General features: G+C 35.8%; 29 protein-coding genes and 1 tRNA gene. 11 read left to right on the forward strand and 19 right to left on the reverse strand.

The window, feature by feature from the left end; genetic code table 11:
- Positions 1–18: 18 nt before the first annotated feature.
- Entirely contained in the window at positions 19–267 is a 249-nt protein-coding gene (locus tag OO712_RS08430; protein WP_109876402.1) for a hypothetical protein, read from the reverse strand.
- Between the two features lie 91 nt (positions 268–358).
- Complete coding sequence (locus OO712_RS08435) at positions 359–1,483, reverse strand: IS6 family transposase (RefSeq protein ID WP_225866823.1); 1,125 nt, start codon at positions 1,481–1,483, stop codon at positions 359–361.
- Between the two features lie 89 nt (positions 1,484–1,572).
- Between OO712_RS08435 and OO712_RS08440 the strand changes: the two genes are divergently transcribed.
- Complete coding sequence (locus tag OO712_RS08440) at positions 1,573–1,776, forward strand: hypothetical protein (protein ID WP_109876403.1); 204 nt, start codon at positions 1,573–1,575, stop codon at positions 1,774–1,776.
- Positions 1,773–2,051 (forward strand): hypothetical protein, encoded by a 279-nt coding sequence (locus OO712_RS08445; RefSeq protein WP_109876404.1) that lies wholly within the window; start codon positions 1,773–1,775, stop codon positions 2,049–2,051. Before OO712_RS08440 ends, OO712_RS08445 begins: the two co-directional genes overlap by 4 nt.
- 263 nt (positions 2,052–2,314) lie before the next feature.
- Here OO712_RS08445 and OO712_RS08450 read toward each other — a convergent pair whose 3' ends face one another.
- The gene (locus OO712_RS08450) at positions 2,315–2,824 is read right to left on the reverse strand and encodes a hypothetical protein (protein ID WP_109876406.1); all 510 of its coding nucleotides are present in this window, start codon (positions 2,822–2,824) and stop codon (positions 2,315–2,317) included.
- A gap of 182 nt (positions 2,825–3,006) precedes the next feature.
- Between OO712_RS08450 and OO712_RS08455 the strand changes: the two genes are divergently transcribed.
- Both OO712_RS08455 and OO712_RS08460 read left to right on the forward strand, forming a co-directional pair.
- Positions 3,007–4,464, forward strand: coding sequence for an ArnT family glycosyltransferase (locus tag OO712_RS08455; protein WP_109876558.1), 1,458 nt, complete (start codon positions 3,007–3,009; stop codon positions 4,462–4,464).
- Positions 4,465–4,496: 32 nt separating this feature from the next.
- The gene (locus tag OO712_RS08460) at positions 4,497–5,636 is read left to right on the forward strand and encodes a glycosyltransferase (RefSeq protein WP_109876559.1); all 1,140 of its coding nucleotides are present in this window, start codon (positions 4,497–4,499) and stop codon (positions 5,634–5,636) included.
- Between the two features lies 1 nt (position 5,637).
- On the opposite strand, the gene OO712_RS08465 is transcribed toward OO712_RS08460, so the two are convergent.
- From OO712_RS08465 to OO712_RS08475, 3 genes are all read right to left on the reverse strand, one after another.
- Complete coding sequence (locus tag OO712_RS08465) at positions 5,638–5,985, reverse strand: phosphomannose isomerase type II C-terminal cupin domain (RefSeq protein WP_109876407.1); 348 nt, start codon at positions 5,983–5,985, stop codon at positions 5,638–5,640.
- Between the two features lie 154 nt (positions 5,986–6,139).
- Positions 6,140–6,487, reverse strand: a complete 348-nt coding sequence (locus OO712_RS08470; RefSeq protein ID WP_109876408.1) for a hypothetical protein — start codon at positions 6,485–6,487, stop codon at positions 6,140–6,142.
- 87 nt (positions 6,488–6,574) lie between these two features.
- Positions 6,575–6,739 (reverse strand): hypothetical protein, encoded by a 165-nt coding sequence (locus tag OO712_RS08475; RefSeq protein ID WP_160049192.1) that lies wholly within the window; start codon positions 6,737–6,739, stop codon positions 6,575–6,577.
- A 1,132-nt stretch (positions 6,740–7,871) separates the two neighbouring features.
- Between OO712_RS08475 and alaS the strand changes: the two genes are divergently transcribed.
- The gene (gene alaS / locus OO712_RS08480; protein ID WP_109876410.1) at positions 7,872–10,541 is read left to right on the forward strand and encodes an alanine--tRNA ligase; all 2,670 of its coding nucleotides are present in this window, start codon (positions 7,872–7,874) and stop codon (positions 10,539–10,541) included.
- A gap of 4 nt (positions 10,542–10,545) precedes the next feature.
- Entirely contained in the window at positions 10,546–13,413 is a 2,868-nt protein-coding gene (leuS, locus tag OO712_RS08485) for a leucine--tRNA ligase (protein WP_109876411.1), read from the forward strand.
- Positions 13,414–13,545: 132 nt separating this feature from the next.
- On the opposite strand, the gene OO712_RS08490 is transcribed toward leuS, so the two are convergent.
- From OO712_RS08490 to OO712_RS08500, 3 genes are read right to left on the reverse strand one after another with little or no spacing between them, the layout of a single operon-like run.
- Positions 13,546–13,722: a hypothetical protein gene (locus tag OO712_RS08490; protein WP_200829039.1), complete on the reverse strand. Its 177-nt coding sequence runs from the start codon at positions 13,720–13,722 to the stop codon at positions 13,546–13,548.
- On the reverse strand, positions 13,723–14,391 hold the full coding sequence (locus OO712_RS08495; protein WP_200829040.1) for a thermonuclease family protein: 669 nt from the start codon (positions 14,389–14,391) through the stop codon (positions 13,723–13,725).
- Entirely contained in the window at positions 14,392–14,568 is a 177-nt protein-coding gene (locus tag OO712_RS08500; protein WP_200829041.1) for a hypothetical protein, read from the reverse strand.
- Between the two features lie 154 nt (positions 14,569–14,722).
- On the opposite strand from OO712_RS08500, the gene OO712_RS08505 reads away from it, so the two are divergent.
- Positions 14,723–15,043, forward strand: a complete 321-nt coding sequence (locus OO712_RS08505; RefSeq protein ID WP_109876412.1) for a hypothetical protein — start codon at positions 14,723–14,725, stop codon at positions 15,041–15,043.
- Between the two features lie 127 nt (positions 15,044–15,170).
- Here OO712_RS08505 and OO712_RS08510 read toward each other — a convergent pair whose 3' ends face one another.
- Positions 15,171–15,374, reverse strand: a complete 204-nt coding sequence (locus tag OO712_RS08510) for a hypothetical protein (protein ID WP_109876413.1) — start codon at positions 15,372–15,374, stop codon at positions 15,171–15,173.
- A gap of 369 nt (positions 15,375–15,743) precedes the next feature.
- Between OO712_RS08510 and OO712_RS08515 the strand changes: the two genes are divergently transcribed.
- Positions 15,744–15,986, forward strand: coding sequence for a hypothetical protein (locus tag OO712_RS08515; protein WP_109876414.1), 243 nt, complete (start codon positions 15,744–15,746; stop codon positions 15,984–15,986).
- A 511-nt stretch (positions 15,987–16,497) separates the two neighbouring features.
- Here the strand turns inward: OO712_RS08515 and OO712_RS08520 are convergent.
- Complete coding sequence (locus tag OO712_RS08520; RefSeq protein ID WP_109876415.1) at positions 16,498–17,097, reverse strand: nitroreductase family protein; 600 nt, start codon at positions 17,095–17,097, stop codon at positions 16,498–16,500.
- A gap of 246 nt (positions 17,098–17,343) precedes the next feature.
- Between OO712_RS08520 and OO712_RS08525 the strand changes: the two genes are divergently transcribed.
- A complete protein-coding gene (locus OO712_RS08525) occupies positions 17,344–18,411 on the forward strand; it encodes an NAD(P)/FAD-dependent oxidoreductase (RefSeq protein WP_225866824.1) in 1,068 nt (355 codons plus the stop codon).
- Here OO712_RS08525 and OO712_RS08530 read toward each other — a convergent pair.
- Entirely contained in the window at positions 18,408–19,034 is a 627-nt protein-coding gene (locus tag OO712_RS08530) for a YkgJ family cysteine cluster protein (RefSeq protein ID WP_306307574.1), read from the reverse strand. The two genes, OO712_RS08525 and OO712_RS08530, sit on opposite strands and share 4 nt — an antisense overlap.
- A 113-nt stretch (positions 19,035–19,147) precedes the next feature.
- Here OO712_RS08530 and OO712_RS08535 point away from each other — a divergent pair, with 113 nt between their 5' ends.
- Positions 19,148–19,468, forward strand: a complete 321-nt coding sequence (locus OO712_RS08535) for a hypothetical protein (protein WP_109876418.1) — start codon at positions 19,148–19,150, stop codon at positions 19,466–19,468.
- A 95-nt stretch (positions 19,469–19,563) separates the two neighbouring features.
- Positions 19,564–19,651: transfer RNA gene (locus OO712_RS08540), tRNA-Gln, on the forward strand.
- Positions 19,652–19,674: 23 nt separating this feature from the next.
- On the opposite strand, the gene OO712_RS08545 is transcribed toward OO712_RS08540, so the two are convergent.
- From OO712_RS08545 to OO712_RS08575, 7 genes are all read right to left on the reverse strand, one after another.
- A complete protein-coding gene (locus OO712_RS08545; protein WP_109876419.1) occupies positions 19,675–20,274 on the reverse strand; it encodes a 30S ribosomal protein S7 in 600 nt (199 codons plus the stop codon).
- A 2-nt stretch (positions 20,275–20,276) separates the two neighbouring features.
- Positions 20,277–20,714 carry a 30S ribosomal protein S12 gene (locus tag OO712_RS08550; protein WP_109876420.1) on the reverse strand — a complete coding sequence of 146 codons (438 nt, stop codon included), beginning with the start codon at positions 20,712–20,714 and terminating at the stop codon, positions 20,277–20,279.
- A gap of 3 nt (positions 20,715–20,717) precedes the next feature.
- Complete coding sequence (locus tag OO712_RS08555; protein ID WP_109876421.1) at positions 20,718–21,182, reverse strand: NusA-like transcription termination signal-binding factor; 465 nt, start codon at positions 21,180–21,182, stop codon at positions 20,718–20,720.
- A gap of 63 nt (positions 21,183–21,245) precedes the next feature.
- Positions 21,246–21,569 carry a ribosomal L7Ae/L30e/S12e/Gadd45 family protein gene (locus OO712_RS08560; RefSeq protein WP_109876422.1) on the reverse strand — a complete coding sequence of 108 codons (324 nt, stop codon included), beginning with the start codon at positions 21,567–21,569 and terminating at the stop codon, positions 21,246–21,248.
- Positions 21,570–21,643: 74 nt separating this feature from the next.
- Positions 21,644–23,296 (reverse strand): tetratricopeptide repeat protein, encoded by a 1,653-nt coding sequence (locus tag OO712_RS08565; RefSeq protein ID WP_109876423.1) that lies wholly within the window; start codon positions 23,294–23,296, stop codon positions 21,644–21,646.
- A 51-nt stretch (positions 23,297–23,347) separates the two neighbouring features.
- Positions 23,348–24,520 carry a hypothetical protein gene (locus tag OO712_RS08570; protein WP_109876424.1) on the reverse strand — a complete coding sequence of 391 codons (1,173 nt, stop codon included), beginning with the start codon at positions 24,518–24,520 and terminating at the stop codon, positions 23,348–23,350.
- Positions 24,521–24,560: 40 nt separating this feature from the next.
- Complete coding sequence (locus OO712_RS08575; protein WP_109876425.1) at positions 24,561–24,791, reverse strand: LSM domain-containing protein; 231 nt, start codon at positions 24,789–24,791, stop codon at positions 24,561–24,563.
- Positions 24,792–24,801 lie beyond the last annotated feature (10 nt).

Genomic DNA, 24,801 nt, shown 5'->3' on the forward strand with positions numbered 1-24,801 from the left:
CAATATGAATCTGAAAAACTAAGGTCGTCTATAATAACCAGCAATCATTGAACCTATCCCAATTATAGATAAAGCCAAACCAAAATCCCAAACAGGATTTTTTTGTTGGGTTGATTCTTCATCAATAATTGATGTATCAGTATTATTTTTATTGTTAATTTCCGTTTCAGTAACCATGTTAGGAGAGATAATGATTAACCCGACACCTATAGCAGTTAATAAGATTCCAAAAGGAAATAATTTCTTTTTACCTTTATTATTAGTCATGACTGATCTAATATTCCGTAATAACTGATATAATAGAATTTATTACAAAAATAACCATATCAAAATTCTAATAAACAAGTGGTTTTTTGATTCATTTTTTACTTGCATTTTGAATTAGTGTTTTCCATTTGTCATTTCCCTTAACTTCAATACCACACATTTCTGATGGTGTTTTACCCTCAAGACTCATGTGAGGTCTTACGTAATTATGGTATAGTTGGTAACCGTCAATTAATGGAGAATCCATTTTCTTCAAACCTCTGGTTACTTTTTCCCTATCTCTAAATTCACCATTCAGTCTCTCCATAGTGTTATTGTTTTTATCTCCTGTAATGTGGATATGACGAATGTGGGTTGTTCTTTGACTTCTCTCCCTTGCCCAAAATTCCCTCTTGTATGCTTCTGAATATGAAGCCAGACCGTCAGTGATGAAGACTTTGGGAGTAATTTTGGTAACCTGTTTTGCCTGTTGTAACAAACCTCTTGCATTATGACCTTGTTTTCTATGTGAGACTTCTTGTGCAATCCAGAATTTAGTTTGGTCATCCATTAGTGAAAATACATATTTCAACTCTCCACGAATTTTCACATAGACTTCATCAGCACGCCATGTATCCCCTACACTTGGAGTGATTTTATCCAAGTATGATTTCATTAGTTTGGTGTATTTTACAACCCAACCATAGATAGTCTTATGAGATACATTTACTCCTTGAAGTTTTAGGAATTTCTGAACGTTTCTTAATGATTCGCCTGTGAAATAGAGTTGTAATGATTGGGTTATGATTTCAGGGCTCGATTTCATCTTCTCAAAGCCTAAGTTAATTGAGAATGTCTTTTTACAATCCTTGCAGGCAAATCTCTGAATATCGCCAGACTTGTTGTGTCTGATTCCTGATTTCTTTAGGTTGTCACTATTGCAGAACTGACAGATTTGAATGTTGATTGGTTCTATGGTTACTTTGTTTTGTTCTCTTACCTGTTCTCGTAGTTTGATTGAGATTTCAACAGAGTGAATATGTTTACAGCAAAGTTTTCTAAAAATGTGATCAGGGCAGTTACAAACAAAGCCTGAATTTGTCTTGGTTACCGTATAGTTTACGTGTCTTGTTTGGGAACGAACAGAATAGGTTGATTCATCAATTCTTCTGATTTGATTTCCTTGTTCAGCAATCACTTTGCCCTTTTCTTGTCTTGGATTTGTTTGTGTTGTCATATCTACGTATATAGTATATCTACGTAGATATATTAACTTTACTTAACTACGTAGATATGTTTAAATACGTAGATAGGTTATTTTGAGTATTGCCCAAATGGAAAGAAGATGCTAAAGAGTTTACAGTTAGTGTGAATTATAATGAAAACAGAGGTTATCAAAGTTCAATACCAAAACCGATAATGGATTTACTTGGTGATCCTGAAAAGGTTACTTTTGTTATTGATGGAAAAATAATCAAAATAAAATCAAGTGATGAACTTAGTTTTAAGGAGAAGAAAAGATTACGATGACAGAATTTTCTTGTAAACAGTGTAATCATCCTTTTGAAGTATTTCCACCAGATAAAACATTCACTAAAGCAGAAAGTAATGAATGTGTTGTAAATGGTAGTGGTTTAATGAAATGCGATATGATTAGAGAGTATAGATGTGAGAATTGTTATGTGGTAAATCATGTATATTGGCATCATAATGAGGGACATGATAAAAAAATACTGAAAAAGGCTATTGAATTACTTGGTGATAATTTTTCCAGAAGTAATGCGTATAAGGTAGAATATGACTAAGTTAGTTTTCTGTATGGATTGTGGTGAATGTCTTGGTGAAGATAGACCCAATCATGCTAAACATCATTTGAAAAAACATCCTAACCATAGAAAATATCTAACTATACCAATCATTGATCCATTACTTTTACCAAATCCCGATGAATGGTTTAGAAAACATGAAAATAGATTAAGTCAAAGATTCTATGGGCAACCGAAAAGTAACACGGAGAAAACAACCGATGACGAAACAGAACCAGATCTCACGCCTGAAAATCAAAAATTCAGTTTAAAATCTTCAGACTTCGGCAAACGGCATAGAGGGTTCGTTTGAGATTTTTATCAATCAAGGTATCCATTCGGTTTCGCAATACTCGCTTTGCCTCATCTCGCTCTGTACCTTGAGGCAAGGACAAAACTTTGTTGAGAAATTCTGGCAGTGATTCGCGAATCCATCCATCAAGCATAGCATAAATTTTGGGAGGCAAGATATCACATTTGTCTACATCAAGATCCAGAACTCCCGTAAAGTTTTCATGCTCTACTCTGTACACAAGGGCCAATACAACATTGTCTGGGGTCGGATGTTCTAGTATTTCTCTGGAACGCTCTCCAGTTTTTCCCTGTTCAATCTTGTTTTTCAGGCCAATCGGATTAACAATCACACCATTGATTCCCACTTTTTTTCCGTCTACTCCAGTGACTACGCCGAAGATAAAGTCATTGAATTCGCCATTCTTTTTTACAGAGAAAACATGAACTCCTTCTTTCAGAGTAGGTTTCTTGCCAAACATGAAATTACTGCATTATGTATTCTATTTATTGTTGCTCAATAGGCCATAATTGGCATCAATTACAGTCATAATAAAACCAAAGTAGCGTAAAAAAATTTTTCTGAAGATCTTTATCAAAATATCACAAAAGATATGATGGTTACTCTTCTTAAAATATGACGATATTAGGAAGAATTCTAAAAATGAACAGAAAATATGTTATTCTAATCCCTCTGATTCTTGCAACTTTTATCCATCTCATAAATCCGGTTGGATTCCCTGACATCTTTTTTGACGAGGGAATCTACATGCGAAGAGCAATGAACATGATAGAAACTGGAAACCCGCAGGAGGGTTATCTTTATGATCATCCGTATTTTGGCCAGATAGTACTAGCAGGAATACTACAAATTGCAAACTACCCACCAGACACATCTACTGATCCTGCATCACTTCAAAATCTCTATCTCGTTCCAAGAATATTCATGGGAATAATTGCAGTTGTAAGTACTTTACTTGTTTATCAAATAGCTAAAGAAAAGTTTGGCAGGAATGCAGCATTACTGTCATCCTTACTGTTCGCAGTGATGCCATACACATGGATATTTGGCAGAATATTACTTGATTCGATTTTATTGCCGTTTTTGCTTGCATCAATTCTATTTGCCATACGGTTTAAGCATGGGGGAAATGTTTGGTTTGTCCCAATATCAGGAATCATGCTAGGACTAGCAATATTTACAAAAGTTCCAGTATTTGTTTTCATTCCTCTAGTAATTTGGTTGGTTTACCAAAAGAGAAAAAAGTTTTCAGATATGCTAATTTGGATAGTTCCCGTATTACTGATTCCGTTATTGTGGCCTGCAAACAGCATATTTTTGGATCAATTTGATTTGTGGGTAAGAGATGTGTTATGGCAAAGCCAGAGAAGCAACAGCGTTTTTGAAATTATTGGATCTTTTCTCATAATTGATCCGGTATTGTTTGTAATAGGAATAGCAGGAATCATCTACGCTGCAGTTACAAAAAATAAGTTTGTGTTGTTTTGGTTTGTTCCGTTTGTTTCATTTTTGTCACTAATAGGATTCAAGCAGTATTTCCATTGGATTCCAATAATTCCAATCATGTGCATTGCTGCAAGCGTTTGGTTATTAGAGATTCCCAAGAAAATAAAATACCTGCAATCAAAAATACACTACGTCATTATTGGAGCAATTCTGATATTTGGATTTTCAAGCACAATTCTAATCATAACAAATGATTTGTCGTACAACCAATTTGAAGCCCTGTCATATGTTATCGAAAACCACGATGGGCAAAGTACGATATTGGCAAGTCCAGTGTACACTTGGATTCTTTATGATGTTTTTGATATGGATGATATCCCAAGAGACTATGCAATGATTCTATTCGAACCAGTCAAAACCAGGGGAATCACGGTAGTTGCAGACTCACATTTTATGCTGGATCGAAATAGAGGCACAGAACTGGTAAAGGCATACAACGACACACATTCAGTGCAGTATTTTCAGGGCAAAGCAAAGGACTTTGATACCAGAATATATCCATATACCAACATGAGAGTAAATCACGAGGCATTCTCAATTGATATCAGAGCAGGTGACTGGAACATAGCCGGAAATCAAAAAAATCAACCTTAACATTTTAATCCAAACCAGAAAAAACCAAATTGTTGCAGTCTACAGAAATATCAATAATTGTACCTACATATAATGAATCAAAGAATATTTGCGGAATTTTAGAGCACATTCAAAAATCAATTCCCAAAAATCTCAAGGCTGAAACAATAGTAGTAGATGACAACTCACCAGACAAAACAGCAAAGATTGCAGAAGACTATTTTTATTCAATAAAAGAGAAGACTGACCACACAATCAACGTGATTAAGAGAAAAGCCAAAAACGGGTTGAGTTCAGCAATATTAAATGGAATTCAGCATGCAGCTGGAAATACCATCGTAGTTATGGACAGCGACTTTTCTCATCCACCACACATAATTCCAAAGATGATTGAAACCCTAAGACAGACCAGATGTGACATTGTAATTGCTTCAAGATACATCAAAGGAGGCTCCATTCAAGGATGGCCATTTAAGAGAAAATTGATGAGCAAGATTGCAACTGGCATTGCAAAAAGAGGACTAGGCATACAACCACATGACCCAATGTCCGGATTTTTTATGTTTAAGAAAAATATCATCAAAGGGTTGAAATTCGATGCAATAGGATACAAGATGCTGCTTGAAATTCTTGTGAAAACAAAGGGTGCCAAAATTCAGGAGGTTCCATATACTTTTACTGACAGACAAGAGGGCGCAAGCAAACTTGGAGCATCAACTGTTCTTGACTACTGCAAGTCCGTCTGGAAACTATACAAGTATGGAAGAAGCATAAAAGAGAGACGCATATCAGTGAGATTCCTTTCAAAGGCTGCAAGGTTTTTCACAGTTGGTGCATCAGGACTTGGAGTAAACTATCTTGCATCAATGCTGTTTTCATTAAGCGCAGATATGTGGTATATTCATGCAACAATGATGGGAATAGCGTTTTCAATAACCAGTAATTTTGTTCTCAACAAGTATTGGACATTTGAGGATAAGGATTTTTCCGCAAAAAGAACCATTACCCAATATGGAAAGTTTGCAGGATTCAGCTCCATTGGAGCACTGGTTCAGCTTGGAATGGTGTATTATCTGGTAGATGAAGGCGGTATATCATATCCAATTTCACTGGTATTGGCAGTAGCTGTTGCAGCATTTAGCAATTTTATACTAAACAAAAAGTGGACGTTCAAAGAAAAAGTCTGGAGCTAGATTATCTCACATAATCATCTTCTAGTCTTTTGATATCGGATTCTTGGAACAGTCCAAAAGATATCTCCAAAATTTTCATGTCAGTTATCGCCTCTAGTCTGTGAATTGCCTTTGTTGGGATATGTATTGTATCGCCTGCACGTATTTTCTGCCTCTCATCAAGTACTGCATATCCTTGACCATCTAGAACATACCATTTTTCAGATCTGTACTCATGGAACTGTAAGCTGGTCCTGTTTCCTGCAAGTATTGTGATTATCTTTACAGTAGTTGTCTCATTGTCAGTCAATTTCTCAAAGAATCCCCAAGGTTTGTTTACTTTCACTACCTTGGATATTTTGTGTCGCATTATAACTCCATTGAAAAACAGACTCACATTTTGTTTTCAAAAATCATACCAATAGTAATAATTAGATTTGTTTTATCCATATTCATAATATTCATAATGCACACATTATGCTTTAGACAAGACTGTAGGATGCTGTTTCGTTGACAACATATCGTCAAACAAGTTTACGAACCTTCTCTATTAGAAAATCATTTGATATATCCAATTCCGTGGAAATCAACAAGAGTTTTTCATGGTTGATGTGAAAAGTAAATCTCTTTATCCTGTCGTATTCTGCAAGAGCATATTTTGGCATGCCTATCCACTCATTCATTTCCAATCGTGTATGCCATCTCATAAAGGACTGTTCTACTGACAGTTTTGTTATTGATTCAGGTGTAAGGTTTTCCACTCCTTTTCTCATGCCTCCTGCAATTTGCTCTATCTTTGAATTGTAAATCGCAGCAAATCTTATTTTCTTGTCAATATCAAGAACATCCCTGCATAATTTTTCATACTCCATTACTTTATGAATTTTCTTGAAGAATTAAACATTGCTAGTATTTTGTATGGTGCTGTTGTGTTGACATTTTCCATATTGACCATGATTCTATTCGCCTTTGCTTAATTCTTTGGTGTGGCTAGGATCGTTTTTTACTGCTTCCCGCATTCTTTCTTCAAGTTTCGCTATATGGGAATCCCTGCAAACATTGTCACAGAACTTTTCCCCTTTTCCTTCAAAGGATTTTCCACAACCCATACAGACTGTCTTCAATGTGGATACTCTGAAATTTTTGGCTACTTAAAGTAAGAACGAATGTCTCAAAAATGGGATCAGAGATTATTCGTTAGAACCCACATTTCAACAATTGATTCCAGAGAAGATATCAGTATAAAATAGCAAGTTCTATTCGTCAGCAAGAATCATTGATTTTTGTTAATCTAGATGAACCAGGTAACAGTCTCTATATACCACATAGGTAATACTGCAATCAGAATTTCTGAAATGCGACAGGCATCAAACAGGAATTTATGATGTTTATCCTATCACAATATCATATTTTAATAATTAAAATAAAGGGTCTATCACACTATGATTGTATTGTTGGAATTTGAATGCAAGATATGCGGAGTCATATTGACCAGCGAGGGGTTTCTGAGAAGGCACTACAAAGTGGTGCATAAGGAAACCATATGAAATGGAGCGATGACTTCTATCTAGGGAGCTTTGCAGAGGATAGTATTGAGTATGTGAATGAGCAGAACAAGACTAGGGAGCAGAAATATCATGTTTTCCTACTTTCTCGAATGTATGCTTAAAAGTTGAACCAGACATGAATAATCCAGAATCAACCTAGCAATAATCTCGGGTCATGGTGTTTGTCTTACTATTGATGATTATGAAACTACAGTCTTTTTTTAGAGATGTGATTTGACTAGAGAATTCTTATCAAAACGCATTTTCACTGGAAACACATATAGATATATCCTTGTGCCTAAATCGGACATAAAATACTCAGTTTTGAAGATCAAAAATCATTATTTTCAGACAAAGCCTGGTTTACCCCATTAAGATGGAATCCAACTAACAATTACTTTATCGGTCATTCAAGAATTGTACTTTTACACATTTTTTTAAATTTGCTTTATCTTTTTTTGCTGAAACAAATTTTGAATAAAGAACTTTTAGATGGGAGTTTGGGCAATTTTATTTTGAATTTCTGTTCGAAATTCCATTAACCGCTCTTTAGGTTCAAAAGGATCACTCCAAATATCTACAAACTCATCATCTCCATGAACAAAAAATTGATTTGGTAATCTCAACTTGAATCGTCCAAATAAAGACAACTGTCTTGACCATTTTGTCAGCGGTAATTCTTAATATCGGAATAAGACAGCCTTCATCGTTGGACAAAAAAGAGATTCTGAAAGAATTTTCGTCAGATCCTGACAGATATTACAATGTCAAGTTATTTGCAGAACAAGGTTTTGTAAGAAAATCATGCACAAAATGTGGCAGATTCTTTTGGACATTAGATTCTGGACGAGATTTGTGTCCAGATGATGCAGATGACACTTATTCGTTTATCGGCGAGCCTCCAACTTCAAAAAGATTTGATTACACTCAAGCTTGGAAGCAAGTGGAAGAGTTTTTTGTAAAAAACAACCACACCTCAGTAAGTAGATACCCTGTAGTGTGCAGATGGCGCGATGATCTATTCTTCACTATTGCATCAGTGGTAGATTTCCAGCGAGTAATGGGCTCTAAAGTAGTATTTGAATTTCCTGCAAACCCTCTAGTGGTCCCACAGACTTGTTTGAGATTCAAAGATTTAGAAAATGTCGGAGTAACCGGCAGACACTTTTCTAGTTTTTGCATGATTGGACAGCACAGTATTCCAGAGGGAAAAGGATACTGGAAGGATGAATGTATTGACTTGGATTACAGATTACTAACTGATCAGTTTGGAATTAAAAAAGAAGAAGTTGTGTTTGTTGAAGACGTATGGGCTGGTGGCGGCTCGTTTGGTCCATCATTAGAATATTTTGTAAGAGGATTAGAACTAGGCAATGCAGTATTTACAGAATTCCAGGGGGAACTAGGACAGCACACCACACTAGACCAGAGAGTAATTGACATGGGGGCGGGACTTGAGAGATTTGCATGGATTACCATGGGCACTCCAACTGCATATGACTGCTGCTTTGGCCCAATTAATCAGAAATTATTCAACACAATTGGAGTTGACTCAGATTCCGAAATTTTACGAAAATACTTTACAGAAATTGCAAAAGCGCTAGATGATTACGAAGATCTTAATGATGTTAGACGTCATGCAATAAAAAAAGCTGGACTAACAGAGGATCAACTAAACAGAATGATAACACCGCTAGAAGGAACATATCTAATTGCAGATCATCTTAGAACTTTGATATTTGCAATTACTGATGGTGCTCTTCCAAGCAATGTTGGTGGTGGATACAATCTTAGAATGATGTTGCGAAGAATTAATGCGACAATTAGCAAGCTGAACCTTAAACTAGACATCGATGATTTGATTGACACTCATATTGATTATCTCAAAGATACCTATCCCGAGCTTGATGAGAAAAGGGAAGACGTCAAAAAGATTCTAAAAATTGAAGCAGGACGTTATGAAGAATCCAAAGTCCACATGAAGAAAAAGGCCGATAAAATTCGTGAAAGAGGAACTCCAAGTGTGGACGAGTTGATTACTTTATACGAATCAGATGGAATCACGCCTGAATATCTCAAGGAAGTGGATGCAATTGCAGAAATTCCATCATCATTTTATTCCAAGTTATCTGATTTGCATCAGTCTGAAAAGAAAAAAGCAATTACAGAATTACCATTAGAAGGAATACCTGAAACAGATACACTATTCTACAAAGATGACCCGATGGAGTTTGAAGCTAAGATCATCAAAGTATTTGATGACCAGGTTGTGTTAGATAGAACTTCGTTTTATGCAAGGGGTGGAGGACAAGAACCAGACCACGGCACCATTGCAGGATTCAAAGTGATTAACGTAGACAAACATGCAAACATTATCGTTCACCAACTAGAAGGCGGCACTCCAAAAGAAGGAGATACTGTAAAGTGCAAAGTTGATGAATCAAGACGTGCAAACATTACAAAAAACCACACCAGTACTCACATCATTAATGCATCCTCACGCGGTGTGTTGGGCTCTTGGATTTGGCAACACTCTGCATTCAAAGACGATGATCATGCCAGACTAGACATCACACATCACTCTTCATTGACTGATGAACAAGTACAACAAATAGAAGATGCAGCTAACAAAATGGTAAAACAAAACCTTTCAGTAAACATTGATTATTTTGATAGAGGAACTGCAGAGCAGACGTACGGATTTAGAATTTACCAGGGAGGCGTGGTTCCAGTAAAGTCAGTAAGAATTGTATCAATAGAAGATCAAGATGTAGAAGCTTGCGGTGGAACTCATGTTAAAAAAACAGGAGATATTGAGTTAATCAAAATCACAAAGACTAAAAGAATTCAAGACGGAGTGGTTCGTCTGGAATTTGTTTCAGGCCCTCATGCGTTTGAATATGTGAAACAACAGGAGAGCGAAGCAAAACAAAAACAGCTGGAAGATGCACAAAAACAAGAACTAGAAAAGAGAAGAGAGGAAAATAAACAAAAAGCAAGAGAGCAAATTCCCATCATATTAGAAAAAATTCTAGCCGGGGAATCAGGTGACATTAATGGTATCACAGTCAAAAACAAACTTTGCTTTACAGCAAGCGAAAACTATGATGAATATTTTCATCTAAACTTTGGCAAAAAGCTAGTGGCCAAAGATGCAACTACAGCATTTTGTGGAATTTTCGAATCAGGCCCTACAGTTCGCATTTTAGTGTATGCAGGAGAACAATCAGGTGTAAATGCAGGCATGATTGCAAAGGAGATAGCCTCAATTTTAGGTGGATCTGGTGGCGGAGATTCCAAATTTGCCCAAGGCGGTGGAAAAGACACATCTAAAACGGAGCAGGCAATAGCCAAAGCAAAATCAATGATTTTAGGATGATGCTATGACAATTAACTGGAATGAAATAGAGACCAAATGGCGCAACAGGTGGATTGAATCAAAAGACTTTGAGACAAACCCAAATGATAAACCAAAAAAATTCATTACAGTTGCATATCCTTATCCCAACTCTCCGCAACACATTGGACACGGAAGAACATACACACTAGCTGATGTGCACGCAAGATTTTACAGAATGAAAGGATACAATGTGCTATTTCCAATGGGATTCCATTATACTGGAACACCCGTACTTGGCATGGCAAGAAGAATTCAAGCTGGAGAAAAAGAAATTCTCGACGGACTGCGAAATATTTACCATGTACCAGAAGAAGACATCAAGACATTTGTTGAGCCAATAAAGATTGCGGATTATTTTCATGAAGAGATAAAATCGGGAATGATCGAGATGGGCTATTCCATTGATTGGCGTAGGGAATTTACAACCATAGTTCCAGGGTATCAAAGATTTATCGAGTGGCAAATTACAACACTCAAAGAAAAGGGCAGGATCATCCAGGGAAGCCATCCAGTTGGGTGGTGCCCTGATGATCAAAACCCAGTATCACAACATGATACAATGGGCGATGTTGAACCAAAGATCGATGATAAAAATTTCTTAATCAAATTCAAGTTTGGTGATTTTATTTTTCCAGTAACAACACTAAGACCTGAGACAATTTTTGGAATTACAAATTTGTGGGCCAATCCAAATGTAACCTACAAAAAAGTTGCAGTAGATAATGAGAAATGGATAGTTTCAGAAGAGTGTGCAAAAAAGATTTCATTTTTTGAAAAACAAGTGACAGTCGAGGGAGAAATAGATGGAAGCGAGATTATTGGAAAATATGCCACAAACCATGATGGACGAGAAATCCCGATATTGCCAGCTGATTTTGTAGAGCCCAGCATGGGAACAGGACTTGTAATGTCAGTGCCAGCTCATGCACCAAAAGATTATCAGGCTTTGATGGATTTAAAGGCAAAAGGGCATGAATTAGCCTCAAAAATAGAACCCATACCAATTATTGCTACTGAAGGATATGGCACCATTCCTGCAAAAGAGATTTGTGAAAAATTGGGAGTGTCAGACCAAACAGACCAAAAACTAGAGGAGGCAACAAAGGAATTGTACCTCAAAGAATTCACAGATGGAAAGCTAAATGAAAAATGCGATAAATTCAACAATGAAAAAGTACAGTTTGGACGAGATAAAATTAGAGCATGGCTGCAAGAGAATAATCATCTAGAAAAATTCCCAGTACTTGAGAATGCTCCAGTGCATTGTCGTTGCGGGGCAGAATGCGTTGTCAAAATATTGAACAACCAATGGTTTCTCAATTATGGGGATGAAGAGTGGAAAGAATTGGCTAGAACTTGTCTTGACGAGATGAACATTCTACCAAATAATATCAAAACAGAGTTCAAAGAGGTAATTGATTGGTTGCATGAAAGGGCATGTGCAAGACAGCAAGGACTAGGTACAAAACTCCCATGGGACAAAGATTGGATCGTAGAGTCACTATCAGACAGTGTAATTTACATGGCATACTATACTCTTTCACGATTTGTAAATGATGGAACAGTCCAACCTGAGAACTTGACAAAAGAATTCTTTGATTATGTGTTACTAGATAAAGGAGATATGTCATTGGCTGCAAGTACTTCGAAACTTTCTGAAGAAGTCATTAATACAATGAAAAAGGAATTCACCTACTTCTACCCAGTTGATTCGAGACATTCAGGTAGAGATCTGGTGCAGAATCACTTGTCGTTTTTTGTGTTAAATCATGTTGCAATATTTGATAAAAAATTATGGCCTAAAGAAATTGTGGTTAATGGCAGTGTCATGATGGATGGTGCTAAAATGAGTAAGAGCATGGGAAACATCATTCCGCTGCGAGCTGCAATTAGGGATCACGGTGCAGACCCAATAAGACTAGCCATCATCTCATCAGCTGAGTTATTGCAAGATGCGGATTTCAACATGGAATCAGTTACAGGTATTCAAAATAAGTTAGAATCATTACTTGAGGAGTGCTCTAGGCTCAAAAATGAGCCTATTTCAGAACTACAAGCTGAAGATAAATGGATTTTATCAAAGGCACAGAATTTGATATCTCAAGTTACTGAAGCAGTTGAAAAGATGAGATTACGTGAAGGATTACATGACATACTATTTTCATTTGAATCAGATTTGAGCTGGTACAACAAAAGAATCCAGGCTAAAGAAAGAAAAGATGTTTCTGGAATTCTGTACAAGATCAATTCATTCAGAGTGGCAATGCTATCACCATTTGCACCACACATAGCTGAAGAGATGTGGGAAAAATTAGGCCAAACAGGGCTAGCATCAAAGTCACAATGGCCAGAATATTCTAAAGAAAATGTCTATGCAACATCAATTCAATCTGAAGAGTTGTTAAAATCAACGATCAATGATATAGCAAATATTCTCAAAGTTACAAAAATTACTCCACAGAAAATTGTAATATATGTAAATTCGGATGAGTTCAAAAAAACTGTGTATCGGAAGATATTGGAAATTATGGTAGGTGGTCAAAATAACATGGGTGTTGTAATGAAAGAATTGATTGCAGATCCTAAAACAACAGATGCCAAGAAAATGCCAGAATACATACAAAAAGTAATCAAAGACTTGCATTCCGAATCTGAAGAAATAAAACAAATGAAGTTAGAATCTGCAGAATTTGATGAAAAGAAATTCTTGTCTGCAGAATTATCAAGTATTGGAAAGAAGGAGTTCGGCGTAGAGATTCAAGTGTATTCAGAGGCAGATGATGACATCTATGATCCTAAAGGAAAGGCAAGACATGCAAGGCCGTTCAAGCCTGCAATTTTGATCGAGTAAAATTTAAGATTTGAATTCGACTAGCAGTAGAGCAAGTCGTCTCTGAAAAAAAGTCCCATTTACACGTGAAAAAGTCTAGTTCTCATTTTTTATCAATCATACCAAAGAATTTCTAAAAATATTTTGAATTATTTACGCAGATTTTATCCAACTACCATTACACTGACCACATTTTATTTTCTCACTCCATTTCTCAAAAGTTTTTCCAGAGGGGATTTTCACTACAGTTATTCTTTGGCATCCAGTACATTGCACTTTAACTGAATAATTACCAGTCTTATCATCTACAAACCAATCCTTGAATCCCATCTATTCACATCCGTGTTTTACAGCCCAAGATTCTCCACCAAACTCACTAGAATCACAAAATCTGAATTCCATATAGCCTAAATTCGAATCTAATAATTCAGAATTCAAATTAACATCATTACATGTAACCATACCTACTAATCTACCATAGCTACCAAGAATTTGTCCATCATCTTCATCAACTATTGCCATAGAGCCAACAGGACAGATCGTTTCAATGAAATTCCTAGCATCTACACCACCATAACCTTTTATCTCAGGTGCAGAAGACAATGCAAATCTGACTGATTGCCCATCAACTTTGATGGTATCACCATCAATAATTTCAGTTACAGTTCCAATAAAACATTGAGCAGTTCCCAAACAATCTAAATCAGACACAGGTTTTGCAGATAATTGTAAGGGTGGAGCAGTAGATGTTAGTTCAGGGTTGAGTGGATTCAATCTTTGTTCTTCTGCAACTCTATCAAAACAATCCTGCATCGCATCAGGTTGACCCATGTACTTTTCCTTACACTCTGAATCAAGATATGTTTTTTGTAACAGTTGCCATGCTGCTTCATCACTGTCAGTGGCAGAATTTTGATTTGATTCACTAGCAAAATGACCAAACACAGCAATTGCAACAACACCAAGTACAATACCAAAAATTATTTTCTTATTCATCATCTATACTCCAAATGTTTTAGTACATTTGGGGCATGCCATTCCGCCAGTCTCAGTACCACACTTTTTGCAAACCATAGTCATTCCAGCAATTTCGCGAGGATTAGTCTTGGTGGCCTTTATTATCAAAATCGCAACAATCAAAATTCCCACTGCAATCCCAATCCAGACTATCACCATAAAGTACTAGAATCATTTATCGGATAAAAACCAAAAGGTTACATTTTCACCAAATAGTCAAGAAAATTATTTTCCAGTCTCAAAGTTTTTTTAATTTATCATAATTGTGCAAGTATTAAGACCAGAAAATCGACTATGCCAAGATATCATAAAAATGGACAAAACCATTCGGTTTGTAGGAATTCTTTGCAAGTGTGGGAGGCTAAAGGCATACGACAGAAAAAAAGGAATCACTCCGCAGCTAACAGTTCCAGAGACAAAGCTAGTCCACAGAGAAGCGCTCCTCAAGGCAAAGATGAACAAAGTGTTTGACGCAAAATTAGGAAAAACAAACTGGTCAGTAGAATCAAGACATAACGTAAAGTGGATTACCGTTTATCATGATAAAGATCTCATATTGGTGTCAACTGAGATTTTGTCAAATCATGATAGTATAGTGCAAAAAATTATTGCAATGGTAAATGCAGGGCTTTAACCACTGTCTTGCAGATAACAACACCCAATCATCCATGAAACTCGTAAATGAATTCAGTTCTACATACATAATTTTGGAATAGATTTGGCACATAGCAAAGACTGTGTTCAAATTTTACACATTAGAATTATCTTCGTTTCAGAGACAGTTTGCTTTTTAATTTCCTGGCACGTGGTTTTGTTCGCAGTAATCTACCACAGCAAGGACACCACAGACTATCCCACAAAATAAAAACTTCACATTCAGGACATCGTTTTTGGCCCTGCTCGTATCTGCCGCCGTCAAGATTGCTCTTTGCAATGTATTGTTTGCAGTTACCATTACAATGCATAATAGAATCACACAATGGAGCTAGAAAATATTGTCGATTCTCATAATAATTTCTGATTTTGAATTTTTTCTCGATTTCTGTACGTTATCAAATGATATCTAATGATGTTTTTGAGTTTATCCTCAACTGACAAATCCTCTTCAATGCAGATACTAAGAAAGTCAAGATAGTCTTGGTCTTTTACATCAAGATGGATTTTTCTCAATTCATAACATGAATCCCAATAATACGCAATCCCATGAAATCAGTTTAGCATGAACAATACAAAATCCCAGGATTTGCTCGCAGTATGGTTTTAGATGCCCTTCAAAATGGCAAAGCATTGCTTGGGCGCATGCCGCAGGGTCACATTCCAGCACGTTACAAATCATGAGAGTGTATCTAGGAGGAACCAAGCCTAAAAGGGCAGGTTATAGTGATAATCAAAAAGACAGAGCATCAACTAGGGGTTTGCAGTTATTGCATAGTCAACATTATCAGAATGCAAATAAACAAAAAACCATGAAAAGTCAAAAAGAGATACACGAATTTAAAAAAGAATTAATCAAGACACTCAGATCTGGGGACAGTCCATATTTTGGATTATCACTGGAGAGTTTAGTTAATAATTGATTGAGTTATTTGAGCAATCTTTTGAGTTCAGTATTAATTACATTAGAAAAACTCACTGCTCTTTCTGATTTACTAATCCTCTTTGCTTGAAGGATTCTTAATTTTTTTATGATTTCATCATCCAATACAATTGTAATGCGTTTTCCCACTTCAAATTTTGACGATTTGTATACATATTAAAACAATTCCATCATGAATGCAACTTCATACTTGCATCATTGATGAAAAGTTTAGAATCTAATCCAAAAAAGGATTATTGATCATTCCTCTTGCAAGGAATATCATCAGAGACACTGCAATGCTGCCAACTGCAAAGATTCCAAGTAAAACAAGACTATCGCGCTTATCCATAGAAATGCTGCACGAATAATCAAATTAAGCGTATTGGAATCTAGTTTGGTTTTTTAAATTTCTGTTTCTGTCTGATTTTATCACAGCTATCAGAGTCGATGGCATTTCCAAATACCGTGAGATGCACTATCTATTCCACAATTTTTGCAAATGCATTACATCAGAATGAATTCTCAAAGACCACGTCAGATAATGGAATTTGTCCACCACGTGGTGCTGCCTCCTTTGCAGCTTTTCCAACTACTATCATCATTGTAACTATATGATCATCAGGAAGATTGATCAGATTCCCAACCTTTCCATAATCAAATCCCTCCATAGGACAGCTATCATACCCCATAGATTTTGCAGCAAGCATGATGGTCTGGGCAGCTATCCCGCAAGAGCGAATTGCCTGTTCTTTTTCCAGAGTTTCATTACCAGAATAGGCCTGCCTTATACCGCTAACTAGGTAATTTCGAGATTCTTCAGGAACATTTTTCCAGTATCGTTCAGGATTTCTATCCCATGCCTTCAAGTCAGCACACAACACAATAACTAGAGAGGCCTCTGCAACTTGTCTTTGCCCATAGGACAGTTCAGAGATTCGGTCTTTTAGTTTCTGCTCAGTAACAATTACAAATCTCCAGTTCTGAATGTTGTATGAAGTTGGAGATAAAATTGCAGCTTCCAATAACTGGTTGATTTCGTCTTCGGTCATTTCATGATTTTTAAAACTCTTAATTGAACGTCTAGACTTTATTGCATCAAATGTATCCATGATGGAGACAAAACATGTGCCAAATTTAACTTAATAAAAAATAAAGGTGAGCTTAAGATCCGCCTCCAAAAGGAATGCAGATGACAGCTCTTCGCTTAAGATCAGTAACTAGAGTTATCTGATGACAGCGATTGTCTTAAGGCCTGAAACTATTGTATTCAGACGACAGACGCCTTTTCAAAATGGATTTGTGAATTTGATATTTAACCAGTACTACTTTTTCCTACTAGTGGCAATCAACGTAACATGCTAAATTTTCAGATAGTGTATTTATTAGGCATACAAAGATCGCAAGACATCTTGAAGATTGCAGTGATGGGAATGGGTGTTGCAGGATCCTATCTAATGGCCAGACTAAAGGATTCAGAACACGAAGTTGTAGGGTATGAAAGAAGTACCGAAGATAGACATGATTCGATTTGTGCATGGGGAACAATAAAACCAGTACTGACAGACTTTTGCAAAAAGACGGGCAGAGATTTTAATGACTTTTTGATTCATGATGGAAAAAACATGCATGTCAAAATGAACAATGATGTAAAGTTTGACATTGGACTCAAAGGATTATGCACATATAACAAATTAGGATTAATCAAAGATTTCATAAAAGATTCAAAGATAATTTATGGTGAATCCCCAAAGCTTGAAGAGCTGGAGAAAGAATACGACATGATAGTTGACTGTACCGGATTTAATAGAGTCTATCTGCCAAAGCTAAAAGAAGATTTCTTTTTGCCAACATATGAATACAAAGTGGAATATGAAAATGGGGTTCCATATGATGACTTTTACATAGAACCATTTCCTGGAATGTCAGGATACTTTTGGTATTTTCCGCTAGGAGAGAAATGGGCACATATTGGAGCAGGAGATTACAATAAAAACCACATAAAGGCAACTGACGAATTTTTGCAAAAACACGGGGGCAAAGTAATTGCGACAAAGGGCAGACCAATCAGACTTGCAACTCCAGATAGATGCAAGCCATACTATTCAGGAAAAGTAGTGGGGGTTGGCGAATCAATAGGAACAGTTTATGCATTGCTAGGCGAGGGAATTATCCCATCAATGCAGTGTGTTGAGATATTCTTAGAAAACATGAATGATTTCAAAGCATATGAGAAAGCAGTAGAGCAACACTACAAAGTGTACGCCAAAGTGTTTAATTTTGTTCGAGCAAAAATTCACAAGGACTTTAGTTTCCTCAAAGCACTACCGGACTTTATTGCAATATTTCGCTATATGAAAAAGAACGAAGACAGATTTGGAATGAACATCAAAATTGCAGATTTGCTCAAGGTTGCCAAAGCCTAACTAAAACTAACAGAACCAAATCCTTCTCTGTTTGTTCTATTTGATGCCATGTTGTAATCGTAAATTGTTTTGGAATAGTCCTTGAATTCTTCTTTCATAGGGTCAAGGGTTTCTGCCAGATAAAATCCAGGACAATCCCCAGTAAACTGGTATGTGGCATGAACACGTGCAATTCCATTTTCATTTTCAAGCCAGCTAGAAAACGGATAAAGATAGCACACTCCAGGTCTGTCTGGATGCATGCTGCATCCACCCTTTTCATCTAAAAATCTGCAAGAGATATGGGTTCCGTCATCTTTCGGAGTCTCGTCTGTTTTTCTCTTCAAATTTATGGTAGTCATTGTAGTTAGTTGGCCTGAGGGTCCGGGCTCCTGATATGTTACAGTAAGAGTTTCATTTTTTATAAAATCAGACGGTTTTTGATATTTCAAACCTTTTCCAATTGTAATTAGATCATCAGATGTTAATGGGAGTCTTCCTTGTCTATCGCAACAGTTGTGACAGTCAGGCCAAAAGCATTTCCACAAGATGAATTTTTTCTCAGAATTAAGATACGGAACATGAAAAATCACATCTTTGACTTTGAGTGGATAGTCAGACACATCGGTGATTTTACCTAACATGAATTTTCGTAGTATTGGATCAACATCCCAATCTTTTTCTAACAAGTTTAATGATTCTTCAATTTCATTTTGAGACGACAATTAAGATATAACATCTTTTGAAGATATTATTAATGTTGAGTGAAAAAGGAAAACATGCATCAGCTACTCAAAACAGAAGATGGGTGTGGAGTGAAATTATCTGGCCTCTGGTGTTAGAAGTCAATGATGTATCATTTACGCTAAAGCAATTTCAAAATAAACGTCAAAAAATATGTCAGGAACAAAATATTTCAATTAATGTTCCATCAAGAGGACTTGTATCATTAATGCAAAAAGGAATTCTATTAAAGGAAGGAGAAATTTATTCAATCCATTATAGATTGATTCCATACATGCGATTAAAAGCTGAGTGTGATTATTCAACTGCAATTCACGAAGTTAGAATAAAGTAATCACATCGTTTCAAAAAATCCAGAAAAATAATTCATAAAAATTTCAAACAGAACAACAAATGAATATATTCTAAAACACCAAAATTTCTTCAAGTAGCCCGATAGTCTAGTGGTCAAGGATTCTGCCCTCTGGATCTCAAGAGTGGATAGGCGGAGACGGCAGTTCGAATCTGCCTCGGGCTACTGAAAAAATTTTTAAAAAATTACTATCGTGATGCTTGCGCTATTCTTTCTAGCTCATTTTTCTTCTTAACAGAAGGAGCGTTAGGATCATTTGCTGCTGCAAGTATCAGGTGTTCTGCCATGTGTTCCTCAATTGGTTTTGGATTGGAAAATGTTGCCTCTTTGATTGCGTCAGAGATGAATTTCAGTGCCAAGTCAACTCTTCTAATTGGAGCAACATCAACTGATACGTGATAGACAGTACCACCATAAACAATTCTGGTTGTATCCTCGTTTGGTGCAGAATTCTCAATTGCTCTAACTAAAACTTCAACCGGATTTTCTCCAGTCTTTAGTGCAATAATATCAAATGCAGTTTTTACTGTATTGAGTAGTTTAGATTTCTTACCAGTCATCCTGCCAGTGTTCTTTGCGTACTTTTTTCCAAAGTGCATTGTTTTGTTGATTAATCTCTCAACAATGTTGACATCTGCTTTGTTGAATCTCTTCAAAGCTGAGCGACCATAAGTATATGGCAAGATTTGTTTTCTCAAAGAAATTGCAGTTTTTAATCCAGGATCTTTAATTTCAATATTTGATAAATCCCATTTTCTAAATAATAACAAGTTTTTAGTTTCAGCCATTTCTATCTCCTTGGTTTCTCCTTCTTTCCAATTACTAATTCATGAAGTGATGTACCGTTAACTTTGAAAACTTTGAATCTAACACCAGGAATATCTCCCATTGCGCCACCCTGTGTTGCACCCATTCCTTGAATGTGAACTTCGTCATGTTCATCAATAAAGTTCATTGCGCCGTCTCGTGGTAAAAATGCTGTAACTGTTTTACCGTTTTTAATTAATTGAACTCTAACACATTTTCTAATAGCGGAGTTTGGCTGTTTTGCAGCAATACCTACTTTTTCTAAGACAATGCCTCGTCCTTGTGGAGCCCCTCCAAGTGGATCTGCTTTTTTATCAATACCAAGTTTTCTTCGCTTGTATGTAGAGATAGCCCATCGCTGTCTCTTCTTTTTAGTAGTTAAAACTCTGCCAGCAAATAATCCAAGTGGTGATTTTCTCATATTTTACATCTCCATAGTAGCACGTTCAGGACTATTAATCAGTACGCTGGTAATATCAAAATATCGTTTTGCAAGCAGTCTTGCTTTTTCTGCATTTCTGCCTTCTCTTCCAACCACGATTCCTTTCTTTCTTGGGTCGACCATAACAATTGCCTGTTTTGTCCCATCTGCTCGTGTATTTATTTTTACTTCAGAAATGAGTTTTGAATTGAGTAATGAAGAGAGAAATTTGGCAGGATCTTCATCATATTCTACTAATTCCACATTTCTTTTAACAATATTTTGTAATGATTTGATATGAACTCCACCCTTGCCAATTGCCAGTCCCATTTTACCAGTATTAACAACAAAAATTACTCTATCTTGTTTTTCATCTTCAACACAATCACGTGCTGTTGCACCAGTAACATTTTGAAAAAGAGACATCATACGCATTTGATCTGTTGTTAGTTTGATTGACTGTGTCATAAGAAATCCTATTTATCTCCGACCAAAATTGTCTCATTTAAACTTTCATTAATCAAAACGCAACTAATCATTTTTTTTCTCAGCTTCTGTATCTTTTAAAATTGATTTGATATTTGCATCAGTTATTGATGTGAATGAAATTGTTGAAATTCTAAATTGCAAGCCACATAATCTTCCTAATGCGACTGAAGTTCCTTGAAAGTTGACTAGAGGTACTTTTTCTTTTTTTGCATCTGATTCAATTTTCTCAATTATTTCTTTATTCACTGATTGAGACAATACAATTAGCTTGGAATTTTTTATAGAGTTCAAAACTTGTTTCGTGCCCATTGTTAATTGATTTTCTTTATGGGCATCCTTCAATGATTTTTCAAGTATCTTACTCATTTACGTTTCCTTAAAACGATCGTCTTAACAGGGCTTTATAGGTTTATTGAAAAAATACGCACATAGTAAAAAAGTTAGTTTAGAAAACCAAATAGAGAACCCAAAGCGGAAATCACTACACCAACCTCATCAAAAAAAGTTGCTGGTTTTTCCGGATTATCATTCATTTGATTGATTATTTGTGGCAAATTAGATTCAGAGTAAACCACTTTTTCAATATCAGATTCTAAAGACTCATCCACTAATGAAACAACTGGAGATTGGAATGATAATGCAAGAGCAAGATTTTTTCTTGCAGAAAGATAGTTAGGATTTTTCGTTAAGATTTCTTCATATAATGAAATTGCATTATCGTAATCTTTCAAATTTGCAAGAGCGTTGGCCTTGTTATTTTTGGCAGGTAGAAAGTCAGGATCTATTTTGAGTGCATGATCATAATACACTATAGCCTCAGTAAAATATCCCAATTTCCCCAAGGCAGAACCTTTGTTTGTAAGAATTTCCACATCATCAGGATTTTCAATTAATGATTCGTTGAAAAAATTCAAAGAGCCATCAAAGTCACATAAACGATACAATGCAGGACCCATTCCATCATAATATGAGATTGTGTCTGTAAATACACTTGAATCACATTCAAGATTCATTTGATTTAAAATTATTCCTAATTCAATATCTTCAACAGAAAGATTAGTTGATTTTTTGTTGTCATCAACTAGAATTTTTTTTGAATTATCTTTTTCATTTATTGTTTTAATTTGACTATCAGAATTTTTTGTTGTTGGAATATCTTCTTGATTAGTTTTTGTAATTATCGAATTATTTTGAGATTTTGATTTAGTATCTTTAGAAGTTTCTTTGATTGATGGGTTGTCATCAGATACAATAATTTCTGTTTCAGTTGTTTTTTGAATTGTATCATCAATTGTTTCATTATCATCAATTGTTTCATTATCATCAATTGTTTCATTATCATCAATTGTTTCAGTAGTATCAATTGTTTCAGTAGTATCAATTGTTTCAGCGGATTCTTCGATTACAGTTTGAAAATCTTTATGATATTCAAAAAAAGAAACTGCTTCAGATTCGGCATAATGAGCTTTGATGGAATAAGTTCCTTCTGTTCTAAAATTTACACCATCTTTTACAAGAAAATTAGTTGAAAATTCCAAATCAGAATTTATTGTACCAAAATAAAATCCAGCAGGCATTCCATACGGATCATATACTCCTATCAACGCGGTAGGAGAACCCAATGCGGAAACAATACCTGTGATGTATATTATTTCATTGTCAGCATATTGCTTTTTGTCAGTGGAAAGAAGGGTTATTTCCGGCTCTGCAGATATCGGAACAACAAGTTCAGATTCAGATTCGCCATTAATTACAAAATAATGATCCTCAGTGATTTGCCCATATGCTAGTTTAAGTTTGTACTCCCCAGCTTTTGCATAAAATGGAGAATCAAGTGAAAGCGTTTTTGTGAAAGTTTTTTCAGGGGATATTTCCAGATTATTAGCAGTTAAAATTTTTCCGTCAGGATCATAGATACTCATGGCAATTACTGGCATTCCAAAGTCAAGGATTTCACCAGAAACAGTCAGTGAATCACCAACATCGTAAGATTGCTTGTCAGTATTTACGACAAATGTCTCAGCAAAAACATCTGAAACAAAAGGAGACAGTACGGTTAACACTAACGTAATTCCAAGAAGATATCCTAACACACACAAAATTTTGTAATTTTCTATTTAATAATCACGTAGAAATTATACTTTTCATTCAACTGTGATCAGAGTGGACATTATCGGTGCCAATCCAGTTGGTTCCGCAATAGAATTCCATACAAATGTTTCAATTTTGTAATTTCCAGATGTTTTTGGAGTCCATGATTGCGACACATCCAGACTTTGCGCAGAGGACAGTTCACCTTGAACCCACGATATTGATTCTACAATATTTTGCTCATTTTTTACTTGGAAGAGATAAACAAATTTCTGATCAAACTCATTTGGATTAGCTATTGTTCCAACTATTTGTATTTGATGATTTTCTGTAAATGACTGTAATGGATTTCCAAGTGAATCAGAGAATGTTATTGACAGATGGTCTATTCTTTCAATTGGCGGAACAGCGGAATCAACTATTGCAAAAGTTTGAAGGGAGAGATTATCTGAAATTGAGTAAGGCTTTGGCAATGTATAATCATCATATTTTGCAGAAATTTTGTCACCAGGTATTGCATATAGCCGATTACCACTAGTTGAACTCTGAGTTAAAGAAACGGTAGCGACAAACATTCCTGAACTTTCAGATGTTTCAATGCCATCAACTTCAATTCCTGCAACATCAGAATCGGAGATAACTTGGATTGGAATATGATCTAGTGCTTCAGGATTGAGATTCATATCAGGATCAACCATTCTAATATTCACAGAATCTGTTGTGAGAAAAATCTCTTGCATGAATTGAATTGTTCCAACATTCCATGTTACTGGAGCAGATTCAGTTAACACTACACCATCTGCAAATTCAAAGGATATTGTAATTGCAGAATCCCTTTCAACTTCTAAAAATCCACTGGTCGGACCATTACCCATAGTTCTAGGATTTGTATCAAAATCACCATCACCGTCTGCATCATGAAAGAATCCCGTAAGAATTACCTCGGCTGTAAAAATTCCAGAATTCACATCAGTCTCTGTAAATTTATAGGGTTCTAGCGAATGCTCTCTTGTTGAAATTTTAATTGGATGGTCTTTAGTGTCTCCGATGGAATCAATCAAGTCATTATCGGTGTTCCAGCTTGGAGCAATGATCGTCATCTTTACTTTGTCAGTCCACGTGTACGATGACTTGTCTGTAAAAATTGGAGAGTACGGATTATCATAATCAGGAATTGTTGCACCAAATGCAGGGAGTAAAATTAATGAAATCAAAAATAACAACATGACAAAAATTATCACATATTGAATTTAATGTTTGATGAGTTTAAGATTCTTCTTCAGGGAGAGACACTAGTAGAATGTTATCACCACGAAGTAATACTTTGCCAATCTTTTCATGTTTTTCTTCGGTAACATCTTCAGCATCATCTAATGTTAAATTCATGTGAATGTCAAAGTCTTTTAGAACGCCTTGAACAGTTCGTGCGTTTCTTAATCGAAGCAAGACCACTTTATCCTTGTTGTTATTCATGAGATTTGTAATTTCATCGGCCATAATTATTACC

Origin of the sequence: Nitrosopumilus zosterae, from assembly GCF_025998175.1 — an archaeon.
GTDB lineage: Archaea > Thermoproteota > Nitrososphaeria > Nitrososphaerales > Nitrosopumilaceae > Nitrosopumilus > Nitrosopumilus zosterae.